The organism is Candidatus Chryseobacterium colombiense, assembly GCA_029203185.1.
Lineage (GTDB): Bacteria > Bacteroidota > Bacteroidia > Flavobacteriales > Weeksellaceae > Chryseobacterium > Chryseobacterium colombiense.
The window spans coordinates 143,322-161,375 of sequence record CP119310.1 but is presented as its reverse complement, the minus strand read 5'-3'; the positions used below and the strand labels follow the sequence as shown (position 1 = coordinate 161,375).

16 protein-coding genes are annotated in these 18,054 nt (G+C 35.3%); 6 read left to right on the top strand and 10 right to left on the bottom strand.

Features of this window, described 5'->3' with window-relative positions; all coding sequences use genetic code 11:
- Positions 1-2 precede the first annotated feature (2 nt).
- The 5 genes from P0Y62_00660 (at position 3) to P0Y62_00640 (ending at position 4,219) form a co-directional block, all read left to right on the top strand.
- Positions 3-572, top strand: a complete 570-nt coding sequence (locus P0Y62_00660) for a Crp/Fnr family transcriptional regulator (GenBank protein WEK70064.1) — start codon at positions 3-5, stop codon at positions 570-572.
- Positions 573-661: 89 nt separating this feature from the next.
- Positions 662-1,399, top strand: coding sequence for an SDR family oxidoreductase (locus tag P0Y62_00655; GenBank protein WEK70063.1), 738 nt, complete (start codon positions 662-664; stop codon positions 1,397-1,399).
- 159 nt (positions 1,400-1,558) lie between these two features.
- A complete protein-coding gene (locus P0Y62_00650; GenBank protein WEK70062.1) occupies positions 1,559-2,398 on the top strand; it encodes an SDR family NAD(P)-dependent oxidoreductase in 840 nt (279 codons plus the stop codon).
- Positions 2,399-2,779: 381 nt separating this feature from the next.
- Positions 2,780-3,694 (top strand): helix-turn-helix transcriptional regulator, encoded by a 915-nt coding sequence (locus P0Y62_00645; protein ID WEK70061.1) that lies wholly within the window; start codon positions 2,780-2,782, stop codon positions 3,692-3,694.
- Positions 3,695-3,769: 75 nt separating this feature from the next.
- On the top strand, positions 3,770-4,219 hold the full coding sequence (locus P0Y62_00640) for a hypothetical protein (GenBank protein WEK70060.1): 450 nt from the start codon (positions 3,770-3,772) through the stop codon (positions 4,217-4,219).
- Positions 4,220-4,290: 71 nt separating this feature from the next.
- On the opposite strand, the gene gldG is transcribed toward P0Y62_00640, so the two are convergent.
- The 6 genes from gldG to kbl all read right to left on the bottom strand — a co-directional run bounded on the left by gldG (position 4,291) and on the right by kbl (position 9,628).
- Complete coding sequence (gene gldG, locus P0Y62_00635) at positions 4,291-5,961, bottom strand: gliding motility-associated ABC transporter substrate-binding protein GldG (protein WEK70059.1); 1,671 nt, start codon at positions 5,959-5,961, stop codon at positions 4,291-4,293.
- 4 nt (positions 5,962-5,965) lie between these two features.
- A complete protein-coding gene (locus P0Y62_00630; GenBank protein ID WEK70058.1) occupies positions 5,966-6,694 on the bottom strand; it encodes an ABC transporter permease subunit in 729 nt (242 codons plus the stop codon).
- 95 nt (positions 6,695-6,789) lie between these two features.
- Positions 6,790-7,335: a CopD family protein gene (locus P0Y62_00625; GenBank protein ID WEK70057.1), complete on the bottom strand. Its 546-nt coding sequence runs from the start codon at positions 7,333-7,335 to the stop codon at positions 6,790-6,792.
- Positions 7,336-7,346: 11 nt separating this feature from the next.
- Complete coding sequence (locus P0Y62_00620) at positions 7,347-7,802, bottom strand: hypothetical protein (protein WEK70056.1); 456 nt, start codon at positions 7,800-7,802, stop codon at positions 7,347-7,349.
- A gap of 112 nt (positions 7,803-7,914) precedes the next feature.
- Positions 7,915-8,358, bottom strand: coding sequence for a hypothetical protein (locus tag P0Y62_00615; protein ID WEK70055.1), 444 nt, complete (start codon positions 8,356-8,358; stop codon positions 7,915-7,917).
- Positions 8,359-8,431: 73 nt separating this feature from the next.
- On the bottom strand, positions 8,432-9,628 hold the full coding sequence (gene kbl, locus P0Y62_00610) for a glycine C-acetyltransferase (protein ID WEK70054.1): 1,197 nt from the start codon (positions 9,626-9,628) through the stop codon (positions 8,432-8,434).
- A 161-nt stretch (positions 9,629-9,789) separates the two neighbouring features.
- Between kbl and P0Y62_00605 the strand changes: the two genes are divergently transcribed.
- On the top strand, positions 9,790-10,668 hold the full coding sequence (locus P0Y62_00605; GenBank protein ID WEK70053.1) for a cupin-like domain-containing protein: 879 nt from the start codon (positions 9,790-9,792) through the stop codon (positions 10,666-10,668).
- A gap of 145 nt (positions 10,669-10,813) precedes the next feature.
- Here P0Y62_00605 and P0Y62_00600 read toward each other — a convergent pair whose 3' ends face one another.
- The 4 genes from P0Y62_00600 to P0Y62_00585 all read right to left on the bottom strand — a co-directional run bounded on the left by P0Y62_00600 (position 10,814) and on the right by P0Y62_00585 (position 17,910).
- The gene (locus P0Y62_00600; GenBank protein WEK70052.1) at positions 10,814-12,736 is read right to left on the bottom strand and encodes a M1 family aminopeptidase; all 1,923 of its coding nucleotides are present in this window, start codon (positions 12,734-12,736) and stop codon (positions 10,814-10,816) included.
- Between the two features lie 81 nt (positions 12,737-12,817).
- Complete coding sequence (gene dacB / locus P0Y62_00595; GenBank protein WEK70051.1) at positions 12,818-14,287, bottom strand: D-alanyl-D-alanine carboxypeptidase/D-alanyl-D-alanine-endopeptidase; 1,470 nt, start codon at positions 14,285-14,287, stop codon at positions 12,818-12,820.
- Positions 14,288-14,447: 160 nt separating this feature from the next.
- Positions 14,448-16,895 carry a primosomal protein N' gene (priA, locus tag P0Y62_00590; GenBank protein WEK70050.1) on the bottom strand — a complete coding sequence of 816 codons (2,448 nt, stop codon included), beginning with the start codon at positions 16,893-16,895 and terminating at the stop codon, positions 14,448-14,450.
- 106 nt (positions 16,896-17,001) lie between these two features.
- A complete protein-coding gene (locus tag P0Y62_00585) occupies positions 17,002-17,910 on the bottom strand; it encodes an AEC family transporter (GenBank protein ID WEK70049.1) in 909 nt (302 codons plus the stop codon).
- Between the last annotated feature and the right edge of the window lie 144 nt (positions 17,911-18,054).

The following is an 18,054-nucleotide window of genomic DNA, read 5'->3' as shown; positions in this document are numbered from 1 at the left end:
TTATGAAAGAATTATTTGATTTTATCTTAAGATTTGGAAACCTGAATCAGCAGCAAATGGATTTCATTGCAAGCAAAGCTATAGAAGTTGATATTCCTAAAGAAGAATACTTTTCTGAAGCCGGAAAAGTTGCAAAACAGGTCGGATTCGTTATTGACGGGATCCTTCGTGTGTGCTACTACAATAATAAAAGTGAAGAAATAACAAAATATTTTATTGAAGAAAACAATCTCGTCGTAGATCTTGAAAGTTTTGACAATCAGATTTGCTCAAGCGCCTATGTTCAGGCAGTGACGGACTGTAAAATGATTGTATTTCAAAGAAAAGACTGGCTAGAACTTTTACAAACAATTGTCAGTTTTGATGCAATTGTCCATAAGATTATTTCAAGAGCACTGATTCAAAAAGTAGAAAGAAGAAGCCCGCTTGTTTCAGAAGATGCAACCACCCGTTATCTGAAATTTCTGGAAATCTATCCTACTGCTGTCAACAGAATTCCACTTTCTTATGTGGCTTCGTATTTGGGAGTTACCCAGTCTTCTTTAAGCAGAATCAGGAAAAATATAAGATAGTTTTTAATACAAAATTTCCTTTTTTGTCAAATGGCAAATGCCACCTTATTTAATTGACGGAATTTTACATCATCAATTAAAATAAAAAAATGAAAACAGTATTAATTACAGGAGCCAACAGAAGCATTGGTCTAGAAACAGCAAAACAACTTTCAGCAAAAGGATTATTCGTTTATTTAGGCAGCCGAAATCTTGAAAACGGTGAAAAAGCAGTAAAAATATTGAATGAACAGGGATTTGAAAATATCAAAGCCATTGAAATTGAAGTTACCAATCCAGAATCGATTTCAAAAGCAAAAAATATTATAGAAAATGAGCACGGAAAGCTGGATATTCTGATCAATAATGCAGGGATTTTAGGAAATACACCTCAACAGGCTTCAGATTTTTCCATTCAGGAGATTCAAACCATTTTTGATACCAACTTCTTTGGGGTCATCAGTGTAACACAGGCTTTTCTTGATTTGCTTAAAAAATCGGACAGCCCCAGAATCAGCAATATTACTTCAGGATTAGGTTCATTAACATTACACAGTGATCCGTCCTGGAAATATTACAATGTCAAAACAGCCGGTTACGGAACTTCAAAAGCAGCTTTGAATGCGTATACCATTGTTTTGGCTTACGAACTGAAAGATTTACCTTTTAAAGTCAACGTAATAGATCCCGGTTATACAGCAACAGATTTCAATGCGCACAGCGGGCCAGGTTCCGTAGAAAGTGCAGCAAACTTCATTATTAAGCATACTTTGACGGATGAACATGCTCCAACCGGACAATATTACAGCAACGATATTGAGGATGAAACAGGAATCAGTCCTTGGTAATTTTTTAAAATAACAGTGTGAAGAGAAGCTTTCGGGTTTCTCTTTTTTTATTCAACAACATTCACGATTCGATTACATCATTCGTTGATTGAGCTACTTTTCTCATCTGTCATCTTCCCACCTTTGTACCATCAATTAAAACCAATAAATATTTTAAAAATGGAAACAAAAAAAGTATGGTTCGTGACAGGAGCTTCAAAAGGACTTGGATTAGCTTTAATCAAAAAATTATTACAACAGAATTATCGTGTAGCCGCTACAACAAGAAATGTACAGTCTCTTATTTCTGAAATCGGGACAACTTCGGAAACATTTTTACCGCTTGAAGTAAGCTTAACTGATAATGAAAATGTACAATCTGCTATTGCTAAAACCATTGAACATTTCGGACAATTAGATATTGTCGTGAACAATGCAGGTTACGGACAACTAGGTACATTGGAAGAACTTTCCGACAAAGAAGCGAGAGCCAATTTTGATGTCAATGTTTTCGGAACATTAAACGTGATCAGAAATGCAATGCCCCATCTTCGTCTGCAAAGATCAGGACATATTTTCAACATTTCTTCGATCGGAGGATATTCAGGGAATTTTCCGGGTTGGGGAATTTACTGCTCTACCAAATTTGCTGTGGCTGGCTTAACCGAAGCTTTGGCCGAGGAAATCAAAGACTTTGGAGTAAAAGCAACTGTGGTTTATCCCGGATATTTCAGAACGGATTTCCTGTCGAAAGAATCGGTAAGAATTCCTGAAAATTCAATTCCTGAGTATGAAGCGGCGAGAAATTCTGAACAGGCTCACCTTGATGAAATCAACGGAAATCAACCGAATGATCCTGATAAAGGAGCAGAAGCGATCATTGCCATCAGTGAAGTGGAAAATCCGCCAGTACATTTCTTATTGGGAAGTGGAACAGATGAATACCTGAATAATAAGATTCAATGGATTACAGGTGATGCTGAAAAATGGAGTGAACTGACATTTTCTACTGTGATTTAAGTATTTTCTTTTGTCTTGAAACAAAAGAAGCAAAAATTCAAGACTTGGAAACTTCGGCTTTCAGATTGTTATAGATCCTTCGTGAACTTCGTTCGCAGATTTACAATCTGTGCTCAGGATGACAGACGCTAATACTCACTGTTATAATATAATTAGTACGGAGCGTTTTTTCCACGGTGTCATCCTGAGCTTGCCGAAGGATTTTATAATAATTTTTAAACCATTAAGGTTTATTTAAGTGGCCAAGAATATTAAGATGAGCTTCGCTTTAAGTAGAGACAATTTTATTTGATCTTTCTTAATTAAACTTAACTTCTTATTTATAATCTTAATGGTTCAAATTAAACCCTAGATCCGAAATAATTAAATAACTTAGTCATTATGAAAAACACGTTTCGTTTTAATTCGCTTTCCGATTTTCATAGTTTCTGTAATCTTCCGAATCCTGAACATCCGTTGATCAGCTTAATAGATTACAGCAAAGTCCGTTATCCTGTGGATGATACGGAACTGAAATGGATACAGAATTTTTATTCGATCGGCTTGAAACGGAATGTAAATGCTAAGTTCAATTACGGACAGCAGGAATATGATTTTGATTCCGGTGTCTTATGTTTTGTTTCTCCGCTTCAGTTTTTGAGCCTTGAAATGAAACCCGGTGTAGAAGTGGAACCCACTGGATATTTACTGTTGATTCACCCCGATTTTCTTTGGGGAACTTCTCTTGCAAAGAAGATCAAATCCTACGAATTTTTCAGTTATCAGATCAATGAAGCTCTTTTTCTTTCGGATAAGGAAGAGAAAATTATTGTAGATCTGTTTAAAAATATTGAAAAGGAATATCAGACGAATATTGATAAATTCACACAGGAACTTATTGTTGCCCAACTTGAATTGTTCCTGATCTATGCAGAACGTTTTTATGAGCGTCAGTTTTTTACCCGGAAAAAATCCAGTCATGAATTGCTGGAAAAGTTTGAGGAAGTTCTCTCCCAATATTTTGAAAACGGAAATCTTATGGAAAACGGCATTCCTTCTGTAAAAGCCATTGCCGAACAAATGAATATTTCACCGAATTATCTGGGAAGTTTATTGCGAATTCACACCCAACAAAATACCCAACAACATATACAAAATAAGATCATCGACACGGCAAAAGAACGTCTGAGTACAACCCATCTTTCTGTAAGCGAGATTGCTTATGAACTGGGATTTGAACATCCCCAGTCTTTTAGTAAGTTGTTTAAACAGAAAACGAATCAGTCTCCGGGAGAGTTTAGGAGGTTGTTTAATTGAAATTAAAAATTAGCCCATTTCAGAGAAGATACATTGTATGAAAATTCCTTATTTTTAAAACAATAATTTTTAACAATGATTAATAAAAGAACAGTCATCTTCTTTACAATTATACTTTACAATAATGTTTTTTCTCAACAAAAAGTTTGGAAAGAGCTTAATGAAAAAACATTTTCTTGGGTTTCAAATACAAAAAGTAGTATAAATTCTAAAGATACTATACAAATTGATCTACATTTTATAAATGACAAAATTGAATTTATTCCAAAACTATCTTCATTTAAGTCAGAAAGTTTAGAAAAGGTAGCTTGGACAGAGCAACGGCCTGAATATTACTTTTTTAAAATTAAAAATAACACTCTCTTTTTTATTGATCGAGATAACAAAATTGTAAGATCATTTAAAATTATAAAAGAAAAAAATCAAATAGTTAAAATAATAGATTCTAAATCTTTAAAACAATATCTTCTAAATAAAAATTTTCAAAAATTATCTTCAGTCCGTGTTTCTGAAACAAGAGAATAATAAATTAATCTACTTACTGAATAAATTATAATAAAAAAAGAGAAGCTTTTCAGCTTCTCTTTTTTTATATCCTATCCAAATTTCTTCTTCCTCAACCAGAAGAACAATCCTCCTAAAGCTCCAATAACCACTAAAGGAAGTAGCAAATTAAACCATTGCCAGTTGTTTTTCTCTTCTGTAATTCTCTGTCGGTCCAGAAGACGTTCTTCGATGTTTCTGTTTCTTAGCTCCATAAGATTGCTGTCGTCCAAAAGATAATCGAGGGCATTTCTTAGGAATTGCTCGTTTCCAAACTGTTCGTTGGTGAGCATATCCACGCCTAAAGGCAAAGGTCGTCCTTTGATCACTTTATTTCTTCCCACGTCTCCGTCTGCAATCACAATCATTTTATTGTCCGGACTTGTTCCTTTAAAGCCCGGGTAAGATTTTCTTTCAATTCTTGAAGCGTATGCAGAATTGAATTTTCCTTCCATTGCTACGGCGTAGATTTTCGGAGTACTTGGTTTTTCCATTTGTCCAAGGCTGTCTACACTCGCAATTTCTTTCAGGTCAACATAATTCGGAACCTGTTTCAATAAGGTTCTTTCACTCGATTCGAAAAGAACTTTTGTTTTGATATTTTTCCTTCCGCCCAATGTATCAATCGATGTAGGGAATTCAAACTTTACAGGATTGATATTTTTCGTGATCGGATCATTTTTTTCAGCAATTCCTAACGGGAAATACGGCCAAGGAAGACTTGTATACTGAGGATTCCCTCCTACTTCTCCCGTTACCAGTCTCAACAGTGCAAATTTCTTCACATCTTTTACCAACGCCGGATTGATTCTGATTCCGTAGTTGAAGAAAAAGTCTGTCATATTGATATCTACCGGGAAAGGCATTACTTTTTTAGCTCTTGTCAACGTATCCATTTCAGCGTTTACCGCATCGATCATCCACAACGTTTTTCCGCCGTTCATAATGTACTGGTCAAGAATCACTTTTTCTCCGTCTGTAAAGGCTTTTCTTGGTTTTGCAATCACTAAAGCATTCATCTGCTTCAATATCGGAACATCTGCCAATGTCAGTTCAGTCTGATTTTTAGGAATAATTGGACCTGCATCATAATTTTCTGTTGCCAGGTGCATGAATCCCTGGAATTCTTCCGGACTTAGTTCGTCCTGATTCACTAAAATTCCGATCTTCTTTCTTTTGTCAACTGCAATATTCTTGATGTTTGAAACCAGATTGTATTCCAAATTCTCAATCGATTTTGTCAGCTGCTGATCTGCATCAATCCCGTTCTGCTGAACAACCAAAGGAATGGAAACTCCTTTTCCTTTGTATTTTACCACTGCATAAGGAAATAAATAAATCTGGGAAACTTTTCCGTCTTTCACATCAGGAAGTACAGAAGGCTGCATTCCCATAGCCATCAAAGTATCCTGAGAAATTTTACTCTTCATAGGATCAATGAATTTGAAATCGATTTTCGGATTAATTTTTCTGAATGCCTCCAGCATGAATTTCGTTTCACTCTGCAGCTGCTTGAAGCTTGCAGGAAAATCTCCTTCCAGATAAACATCTACCATCACCGGTTTTTTGATCGATTCTAAAACCTTGATCGTATTATCGGAAAGCGTATATCTTTTCTCTTTCGTTAAGTCTAATCTGATTCCCGAAATGGCAAGAATAATTACCAACGGCAAAATAACAAACAGTAAAATTCCGAATGGGGATTTGAATTGTATCTTCTTCATAATTCTACTTCTTTTTAGTAATAAAATGGTTAGACAAGACTAAGGTAACTCCGATAATTAAAACAAAATAAGCCACATCTTTAAAATCAATAAGACCTCTTGTAAAGCCTAAGAAATGTTGATAAAAACCGATATTCTGCAATATAAAATCTGCTCCTCCCAATAATTTATAACTTGCCAATTGTTCGATCCCGAAATACATGATGAAACACATTAAAACACCCAACAAATAAGCCATAATCTGATTTTGAGCAAGCGAAGAAGCCAAAATTCCAACTCCCGAAAAAGCTGCAATCAGAATAACCATTCCGAAATAACTTCCGAAGGTCATTCCCAAGTCGATATTTCCTTCCGGAACTCCTAAAACATAGACTGTATAAAGGTAAATCAGTGATGGAATAAGACATAAAATCCCAACTACCCAAACTGATAAAAATTTTCCAAGAACCAGGTCCGAAACTTTCAGCGGTTGAGAAAACAGCCAGTTTAATGTTCCCGTCTGCTGCTCTTCTGCAAAGGTTTTCATGGAAAGTGCCGGAATGATAAACATTAATAACCAAGGCACCAAAACGAAATAGCTTTGTAAAGAAGCCAGCCCGATATCAAAAATGTTGGAATCATTCTCGAAAAAAAACAAAAACAATGTCGCTACCAAACTGAAAGCTGCAATGATAATCCATGCGCTCCAATTCCCAAAATAGCTCCAAAGTTCTTTTTTAAAAATTGCAATCATATATTAGTTAGAAGTTTTAAGTTAAAAGTCAGATGTATTGTCTCATTATTTGACAAAAATACATTGACTTCGCTCTGCTTTTTACTTGTATCTTTTTACTTTTTACTTTTATTAACCAGTTTTACCGTCATCATAATCAGAAATACCAGAACGAAAAATCCTGCAATTAATTGCCACCAGTATTCAATGACCATCGATTTTAAGATTACCGTGAAAACCACCAGAAATAAAATAAAGGTAGCGATTTCATTGGCCTGTCTCAGTTTGATATTCGCTGTTTCTAAAGTATTTCCGTTAAGTTCTTTCAGTTTTAACACTTTTTTCCAGCACCAGTAATGGTAAATCGCCAAACCGATCAGGAAGGTCAGTTTTAAATGAAACCAGGGCATTTTCATTAATCCCGGATTTAAAAAGATCATCACCAGTCCACAAACAGCCATAATGACTCCGGCAGGAACCGTAATGATGTTCCAAAGTCGGCGTGCCATGAAAGTGTATTGCTCTCTTAAGATCTTCTTTTTATCTTCGGCAAACGCATCGGTATCTTTATAGTAAACAAAAATTCTCACGAGGTAAAAAATTCCCGCAAAATAGCTTACCATGAAGATAATATGTAAAGCTTTGATGATAGTATACAGCATTTGAATCAATATTATTTTAGGGGAATAATTTCACAGTCTCTGTCAAAGTTTTTTAAATAGTCAAAAAACAAATGTTTCTCTTTTTTTGAATCTCTATAATTTTTATAAGTAATGAGACCAATTACAATTAAGTAAATAAGTAAGATATAATAATTTCCAGAAAAATTTCTTATCAAAGCATTTAGTGAAAAACAGAAGAAAGCAGTAAGACCTAATATTTGATAAAATTCAAGCCCAATAAATAATTCAAGACTGTATTGATCTTCTTTATTTTTAATAAAATTTCCCTTAAAAGATTGAGAACCTTTTTCCATTAATCTTACTTTAAAACCATTTTCAAAAACCTTTCCTGTAAAACTTTTACCAAAAAAATCAGGAAAACCACCAAATATACTGTTTTTAATATTTTCTAAAACATCTTCTTTTGATTTAGAAAATTCAACACGATATTCGGACTTTAAAAACATGTAAATAAATTATGCGCAAAGATAGCTTATTTCGGAAAAAAAGAGAATTTAATCTGAAAAATTCGGACTAAACTTGCTATATCATTTTGAGAAAAACGGTCTTTACAAGTATTTATTGTTTTTTTATTGCGGGAATACTGTCTGCTTTGCTTCCTGTGTAATATTTCTTGGTATATAGAAGGTTTCCTTTATCATCATAATATTTCCAGATTCCGGAATAAAACCAATGGCGTTCGTTCTGAGAAATTTCAAGCTTGGTCTGTCCTTTTTCCATGATGGTTCCGGTTGGAAAATATCTTTTGATCTTCGTAATATCTTTCCGAATATTTTCTTTTTGATACCGTTTGTTATCAAAATAAGTTTTCCATACTCCTACTTTTTCTCCTTTCTTATATCTGCCGACAGCAACAAGAGTTCCTTCATTGGTAGAATATTCTTCTTTCCATTTGCCATGTCTTTTCTGAGATTTTTCGCTCACTTTTATATATTGATTCATCTTCATCTGGCATGAAAACGTAAATAATGAAACGACTAAAACAATGAATATTTTTTTCATAAAAAAACAGGATTTCTGTAAATATAAGAAATCCTGTCTTGCTCTACAAATGTAGAATAACTTTATTTTTGTCTTAAGAAATCACTCCTAATTCTTTTCCTACTTTTTCGAAAGCGGCAATTGCTTTATCCAAATGTGCTCTTGTATGCGCCGCAGAAAGCTGAACTCTGATTCTTGCTTTTCCTTTCGGTACAACCGGATAGAAGAATCCGATCACATAAATTCCCTCATCCATCAGTTTTTCCGCCATTTTTTGGGCTAAAGGTGCATCGTAAAGCATTACCGGAACGATAGCAGCATCACCATCAGGAATATCGAAACCTTTAGACTTCATTTCAGCTCTGAAATATTCTGCATTTTCCATTACTTTATCACGAAGAGAAGTGTCTTCAGAGATCATATCCAATACTTTCAAAGCTGCACCCACGATTCCCGGAGCCAATGAGTTTGAAAATAAATACGGTCTTGAACGCTGTCTCAACATATCAATAATTTCTTTTTTACCAGAAGTAAATCCTCCCAAAGCACCACCAAGAGCTTTTCCTAATGTAGAGGTAATAATATCTACTCTACCCATCACTTCGTTTGCTTCGTGAGTTCCACGGCCTGTTTTTCCGATGAAACCGGTTGCGTGAGAATCATCTACCATTACCAAAGCATCATATTTATCTGCTAAGTCACAAACTCCTTTCAGATCTGCGACGATTCCGTCCATAGAGAACACTCCGTCGGTCACAATAATTTTAAAACGGTGATTTTTTTCTGAAGCAGCGATCAACTGAGCTTCCAGATCCTCCATATTATTGTTTTTGTAACGGTATCTTGCAGCTTTACACAAACGAACACCATCAATAATGGATGCATGGTTCAGTTCATCAGAAATAATAGCATCTTCTTCTGTAAATAACGGTTCAAAAACACCTCCGTTTGCATCAAAACAAGCTGCATAAAGGATTGTATCTTCCAATCCTAAGAAGTCAGCGATCTTTTGCTCCAATTGCTTATGAATATCCTGAGTTCCGCAGATAAAACGTACCGAAGACATACCGTAACCGTGAGATTGAATCATATCCTGAGAAGCTTTCATCACTTCCGGATTATTAGATAATCCCAAATAATTGTTCGCACAGAAGTTCAGCAGCTTCTTTCCGTTCGCTTCTATTTCTGCACTCTGCTGAGAGGTAATGATTCTTTCTCTTTTGTAAAGTCCGTCGTTATCAATATTCTGTAGTTCGTTCTGTAAGTTTTCAAGATACTTTTTAGAGATCATTTCTAATAATTTTTTAAGATGTGCTAATTTAATAAAATCGTGGTAAACTCATAGCTTTTCTCATTTTTATTCTAAGTGCCTAAATAAAATACTAATATTTTCGTTAATAGTCTATAATTTTAGTAGACTATTAATTATATTTGTCATTTAAATTCAGTAAAATGCGATTATCACCAGTACAAAAAATTGAAAATATATCCTCCGGAGACTTTCTCAAAACTTACTTGAAGCCTGCAAAACCTGTGATTTTAAAAGATTTTGTCGATTCTGAAAGTCCTGCATTCAAAAAATGGAACTATGATTATTTTAAGGAAATTGCAGGCGATCATCAAGTCAATATTTATGGAAGTGAAATCGAATCTTTGGACAGAGTGGCCAGTAAGCCGATCGGTCAAAGCACTTTTTCTGACTACCTCGATTTAATCACCTCGTCTCCTACCGAACATCGTCTTTTCCTTTTTAATTTATTAAGCATTAAACCTGAACTTAAAAATGATATTCGATACAATGATGTTACGAAAGGAAAAATTCTGAAATGGCTTCCTTTTATGTTTTTTGGAGGTGAAGGTTCTATTACCCGGAATCATGTGGATATTGATATGTCGCACGTTTTCATCACCCAGTTTCAGGGCATCAAAAAGATCTGGCTTTTTCCTTGGGAACAATCAGATCTCCTTTATAAGCTTCCTTACAATTTTCACTCAATTACCAATATCAAAGAACCGGATTATCAGGAATTCCCGGGATTGAAATACATAGATGGATATGAAGCTGTCATTAATCCCGGAGAAACACTTTACATTCCTTCCGGATGGTGGCATTATATCCAATATGAAACGGAGGGATATTCTGTTTCCATCAGAGCTTTACCTTCAAGCTGGCTGGAAAAATGGAGAGGCTTTAAAAATCTCGTTCTGATAAGACATTTTGACAACATCATGCGAAATCTGTTTAAAGAAAAATGGTTCGATTTCAAAGTAAGAAAAGCTACCAGAAAAGCCAACAGAGCAATTAAAAAGCAGAAAAACTTCCACATCTAAATATATACTCATCTTTAAATAAACATATTATGGAATTAATTTTTCTTATTCTTTCAGCGGAAAGACCAACGTATTCTTTCTATCCTATCTCTTTTAATTAATCTTTATTAAAGAAAAACCTTCAGAGCTTCTGAAGGTTTTCATTTTATTTCTTTAAAAATTTTATGTTCTTATCTTTTATTTTAAATATATAAGTTCCGGGAATCAATTCTGAAATATTAATGGCTTTTCCAGGTTGATATACCTCTTTTCTTACTAATTTTCCATCAATAAAATAGATGGCGAAATCTGTAGCTTTTTCAACTCCTTTTATATTGATCACGTTTTTTGCAGGATTTGGATATAGTGCAAATTCATCCTTACTAAAATCTGAGGTACTCAAAGTATTATCCTGCGTTACCGTTGAATTTTTCTCAATGATCTGATATTCGTAATTGAACTCTACCGTGCTTACAGGGAAAGCTACTGCCTGTGTAAAATATTGGTTATTCACGGTGTTATCTAAAGCAAAATAGGCAACTTGTCCTCCGGTTCCCGTTACTTTTATAGGTAAAGGCATTTCATAAAAACTTACGGAAGAATTACTTTGAGTCTGTGAAGCTTTGAAAGTAATCTGATTGCCTGTCTGCTTCCATCGGATATCATAAGTCGGATAACCTTGCCCATAAATCCAGTCGTTGAAAAATTCTGTAAGGTCTTTTCCTGTAGACTGCAAAATAGAGTTTTTAAGATCAACGGTCCTTACATAATTGTAAGCTAAAGCCGGTCTTGCGTGATAATCCTTTAAAGCCTGATAAAAAGCGGTTTCCCCCAGAATCCATTTTATCATTCTCACCACATATCCACCTTTGGAATAAGACAATCTTCCGTTGAAAATAGCATTGATATTATTTAAATTAGCATCAGCTACATATACACTTCCATCAGGAAGACTCGTGATATAGTTTTTTTCCGATAACAAGAAATTCATAAATTCCGTATTGGTCATCAGCAGTTTTTCATTGGCCAAATGCGCTCCGAAAGTGGCAAATCCTTCATTAAGCCATATATCATTCCAAGCTCCGCAAGTTACCTTATCTCCAAACCATTGATGAGTCAACTCATGCGCGATAAGACTTCTATCCCAACCTCCCATTGATGACATGGTCTGATGTTCCATTCCTCCTCCATATTCAAACTCCATATGCCCGTATTTTTCATTTCTAAAAGGATAAGGCCCGAAATAGGTTTCAAAAGTACTCATGATCTGTTTGGTCCAGTTGATATTAGCCATACTGGTAGTATTATTGGCTGTAGATGGATAAACATAATTAATAAATGGAAATGGCGGAGTTCCCATCGTATCAGTAATCTTGACATAATTGGTAATTGAAAGCGCAATAAGGTATGCCGCAGTTGGATACATGGTTCTCCAGAACGTCAGTTTTTTTGAGTTCGGAAGTATAGTTTCAGACATCAGCAAGCCGTTTGCAGCAACATTATACTGAGAGGGTGTTGTTATCTTAAAATCAAACTGCTCGATTTTATCATTCATACTTTGCTTGGTCGGAAACCAGTCTTGCGCTCCATAAGGCTCGCTCAAAGTAGAAAGAATCGGTGATCCGCCCTGCGATCCCGTTGAAAAAGCGCTGTTCGCCGTTGGCGGAGTTCCGGAATATTGAATGGTAAGAGAATCCAGCACATTCGCAGGAAGTGAAGTCGGAAAATCAATTTTCACTTCTTTTGTCGTCAGCTGCTGAAAGGTAAGACTCTGATTATGGTAGGTTACCTGAGAAACCGTCAAAGTATTGGAAAGATCAAAGTATATATTACTCATACTCTGATTCGGTTTAAAATGAGAAGTTACCGATCCCGAAATCATATATACCGAAGGATCCAGGTTCACATCCATTCTCTGGTACTGAAGATCGTAGTTCAGGGTATTGGGATTGGTATTGTAAGCGATCATTTTATTGGTAAATGATTTCATTTCCTTTGTCCGGAAAGATTTCATTTCAATATTTTCATTCTGCGCAGAAATCTGTTGAAAAGTAAAAATACTTAGCATCAGAATATAGAAGTGTTTCATTATAAATAATTATAAATCAAAGATAAAAAAAACCTTCTAATCAAAGATTAAAAGGTTTTTATATTTATGATTGCGGATATGTTAAAGTTCCAAAGTAGGTTCTATAATTTTCTCCATTCTCTTTTTCACCATATCTACTGAACCCGCATAGTTATTTACCAAAAGCGAGAATACCAAAGTTCTTCCTGAATTGGTCTTGATATAACCTGCCAGTGTTTTCACCTTATTCAAAGTTCCTGTTTTAGCAAAAACCTGTCCGTTCCCAGTGAAATTAAACATTCTTTTTAATGTTCCGGATTGTCCGCCAATCGGTAATGAGGTCAGATAAGCACCATAATACTTTTCATTCATTAAAGAAGTAAGATATTTTGCCTGGGCAATTGGGGTCACCGTATTGCTTCTTGATAATCCGCTTCCGTCCATATAATTTAATCCTTCTGCATCAAAAGCAATATCTTTCAGGTGATCTTTTACCACAATTCTTCCACTTTCACTCGTCTGATCTCCTTTCTTGAAAAAGCCTACCGTTTTCAGCAATGCTTCTGCAAGCGAATTATCACTATGCTGATTGGTATAATAAATAATATCCGCCAGTGTAGGAGATTTATAAGCAGAAACCAATTTTCTGGTTTCCGGAGATGCATCCGTCATTTTTGGCGTTACTTTTCCTGTCACAGCAATTCCGCTTTTCACTAAAGTTGCTCTGAATGTATTGGCAAGATAAGCCGGGGCATCCGGTAATTTTGTAGTCAGCGCTCCGTCTCCTTCATACTTTTCTGCATGTACCATCTGATTGGCATAGGGAGAAACGTAGAAGAATTTTTTATCTGTTGCTGATAAAGTATTCTTTTTTACAATCAATTTTTCGTTCGCAGGACTGATCTCGCGGGTTGCACCTACCGGCAAATAATAATTGTTATTTTCCAACCATACAACATTTTCCGGAAGTCTTGAAATATTACCTTTGAAAAGCGCTGTCTGAATGATAATATCACCATTTACTTTTTTTATTCCCTCACGTGAAAGCCCGCTTACAAAATCTGAAATGATATCTCTGTAAGATAATGCTCCCGCTTTATTAGTTCCTAAAGAAGGATCTCCGCTTCCTATAATATACAAATTCCCGTTCAGAACCCCGTTTTCATCCACCTGGCCAGAATATTCAAGCTGTGTCATCCAACGGTAGTTTTCTCCCAACAAATTCAGAGCAGTCTCTGTAGTAAGTAATTTTGTAGTGGAAGCCGGAACTAAAGGCATATTTTCATTATAAGAAGAAATGATCTTTTTGGTTTTAGGATCATATACCACGAATCCCCAGTTTGCGTTTTTCAGCACAGGATCCGTTATCATTGTATTTAGATTAACATCTATCAGTTCTTTTGGCGAAAGAATTGTTTTCTCAATTGCCACCGCAGGAGAAGGCAGATTCAAACTGGGTTTCTGACTATCGTATGTGGGGGAAAAAAGAACCGTAGAAACGGTAGATTGAGCGAGGAATAAACCAGAAGCTAATACCGTAATACCTGAAATATATTTTCTGAAATTTACCATCTAATTTTTCTTTTTATTACTCTATTTGGATGGCACAGAATAACCAGAGTTAAATCCAAAAGCACAACCAAACATATAAGCAACGATCAAATGTAGAAATTATTGCTATTAATCAGATCTTTAAGGTATAATAAAACGTTATAAAATTTGTTAAAGTTTGTTAAAAATCAACAAAAACGTCTTTTTTGATGCTTTGATAAGCAGTGATTTCATCAAATTCTTTTAAACTTAACAAAACCAGTTTTTTAAACTTTTCATAATTTTTCCCTCTTGGAAGTTTGAGGAGAATCTGAAACTGGTATAAATTGTTGAGTCTTGCAATTTGAGATTTTTCCGGTCCTAAAACACAATCTTCAGGAAGATATTTTCTTAAAACAGAACCTAAAAACTGAGAGGCACGATTCACTTTATCTTCTCTCCGATGTTTAAGCTCAATCATGATCAGCTTGGTAAAAGGCGGATAATGAAATTTCTGACGTTCGGTGAGAATATATTTATAAACCTTTGCAGGATTATTCATTTTAATTAATTGAAAAACAGAATGATCCGGATTAAAAGTCTGAATTAAGATTTTTCCTTTCCCGGAAACTCTTCCCGCTCTGCCGGAAACCTGCGTGATGAGTTGATACGCTCTTTCCTCTGCTCTGAAATCCTGAACATACAATAAAGAATCTGCTTTAGGAATGGCTACCAACTCAATATGATCAAAATCCAGTCCTTTGGAGATCATCTGAGTTCCGACAACAATATCGGTTTCGCCGTCTTCAATTTTTTCATATAATTTCTCGTAAGCAAATTTCTTCCGCATTGAATCCACATCCATCCTGTCGACTTCATTTTCCGGAAAAAGTTTAGAGACCTCTTCATGAATCTGCTCAACGCCCACTCCTCTTTCATTCAGGTTTTCAGAATGACATTTCGGGCAGGTTTTCGGTTTGGAAGCTCTCTGACCACAGTAATGGCATTTCATTTCATTCGCCGCTTTATGATAGGTCATTACCACATCACAGTTTGAGCAGTAATTGACATATCCGCAACTTTCACATTCTATGACATTGGCATATCCGCGACGGTTATGGAGCACAATCGCTTGATTTTTTTCTTCTACTGTTCTTTTTAATTCATCAATTAATCTCAAAGAAAAATTTCCGGAAACCTTTTTAGAATCCTGGGCTTCTTTAAAGTTAATTAATTCGTACTCGGGAAGGGTTACCTTTCCAAAACGTTCTTCAAGAAACACATATTTTATGCGGTCTTTTCTTGCATTATAGTAGCTTTCAACAGACGGTGTTGCAGAGCCCAGAATCACATGAGCATCATAAAAACTTCCTAAAACCAGCGCCGAATCTTTTGCATTGAAATAAGGTGATACTTCACGAGGCCTGTAAGCGGAATCATGTTCTTCATCCACAACAATCAAACCTAAATTCTGGAAAGGCAGAAACAAAGCATTTCTTGTCCCAACAAGGATTTTAATATCATTCTGCCTGATTCTTCTCCAGACTTCCACCCGTTCAAAATCGGTAAGTTTCTGATGATAAAATCCGAGCTGTCGACCGTATTTTTTTTCTAATCTTTGGGTAATCTGCTTGGTTAAAGAAATCTCGGGAAGTAAAAACAGAACGTTTTTTCCTTCATTGATGCATTCTTCAATTTTTTCTAAATAAATATGCGTTTTTCCTGAGGAAGTCACTCCGTGAAGCAAAACATTCTTTCCTTCTTCAAAAGCTTCATCAATTTCTGCTTTAGCCAATTTCTGAGATTCAGAAAGCTCTTCGATCGCTTCAATTTCACCTTCATAGCTTTCGATCCTGTCCCTTTGCATATAATATTCTTCAACCAGATTTTTATCTGCCAAAGCTTTGAAATGAGAACTTCCGAAATAGCCGTCTTCAAACAAATCAGATTTTTTAATGGGTGTATCCGGATTTTCAGTCTGTTTCTCTAAAATATGCAGAAAAAGATCTTTTTGTTTCTGGGCCCTCTTTAAACTTAAAATAGTTTCTGTAAGATTCTGATTTTTTAAAACCTCATCATTAATTTTAACGTAGGCAACTTCCTTTGCTTTATATTTTTCAGCGATTTTTTCATCAATCTCAATGTATTGCAGATCAATCAATGAGTTGATCGTCCTGATAATATCTTTTTTAGGAATAAAAGCTTCAATATCCGTTAAATTAATCAGCTGTCTAACTTCCAATGCCTGGATAAGATACATTTCATTGACATCCAGATTTTCAAAATCAACGGTTACATTAGGCTTTAGTTTTAAATAAGTTTCACTTTCCAGCTTCAGAGATGAAGGAAATGCAAAACGGTAAATTTCACCTAAACCGCATAAATAATACTCTGAAAGCCATCCCCAAAAGCTGATCTGCTCTTTCGGAACAATCGGGTGATCATCTAAAATACTGATGACTTCTTTGGCTACAAAACTTTCCGGAGCATTGTCGTGAAGCTCGAAAACAATCCCTGTATAGATCTTTTTGCCACCAAACGGAACTAAAACTCTCATTCCTGTCTGTATTTCAGATAATAATTCTTCAGGAACTTTGTAGGTAAAAGATCCTTTTAAATTTAATGGTAAAACAATTTGGGCGTAGTTCAAGAGAAATATTTAAAGTGTAAAATTAATTTTTTCTTTTGTGAACTGCAAAAATTTCTATTTATCAACATAATATCAGATTCTATTCTGCTCATGATTTTGAACTGAATTAAAAGAACCTGTCAATAATAGTATACCAAATCACAGAGGTAAAAAGCCCAACAATAATGCTAAAACCGATCGTTAAATTGGTCAGTTTTGTATTCAATCTGAACTGTTCTGCAATAATGCTTGAAGTAAGAACCGTCGGCATTGCAGATTCAAAAATGGTGATTTTAGCTATATTTCCTTTTATTCCCAATATTAGAGCCAATCCAAAAGTAATTGCGGGAGCGAGAATCAATTTATAAAACATGGAAGTGGACATTTGAGGAATCAGTTTTTTCCAGCCGTTGAATTTCAATTGCAGTCCCACTGAAAATAAAGCCAGCGGACTTACTGTAGCGGCAAGCTTATCAAAAAACGGTTCTGCCAAAGTAAAATCTATAAACCTTGATAATACCAATGCAGCGATACAGCCTACTAAAGGCGGAAAGATAACTAATCTTTTCAGAATGAACGTTGCACTTATTTTTCCTGACTGACTTCCACCCTTTAAAGCTGCAATAATTCCTAATGTGGAAAGAGAGAAAAACATCGTCTGATCACAAATAATCGCAATACTCAGCAGACTTTCTCCATAGAAAGCAGAAACAAGAGGAAATCCTATGAAGGAAGTATTACTGTATCCGCTTATCAATTCCAGCGTACTTCTTGAACGCCTGGAGTATCCTTTGCTTTTGCTGTAAAACATCATAAAGAAAAAGCAGAACACAGAGGTCAGAAAAGTAGCTACAATCGGAAAAAGCATTTCTGTCGTCCAGTGAACTTTCGGCAGATATTTGAACGAAACTGCAGGAAGCGCCAAATAAAGGATCCAGGTATTGATGCCTTTATGCGCATCGGGATGAATGGTTTTTGTGGCTTTTAGAACCATTCCTGCCATAATGCACACCGCAATCAGAACAAAATTCGCCATAGCTGAAAGATATGCTACGAATTTACGGCTGAATTCTTTTTTAGCATGAAGTTTTCGAAGATTTTTTTGAATTGTTGCTGCTTTATTTTATTCAACGAATAGCAATTGTGTCTCTGTCATTCTGAATGTAGCAAAGCGGAGTGA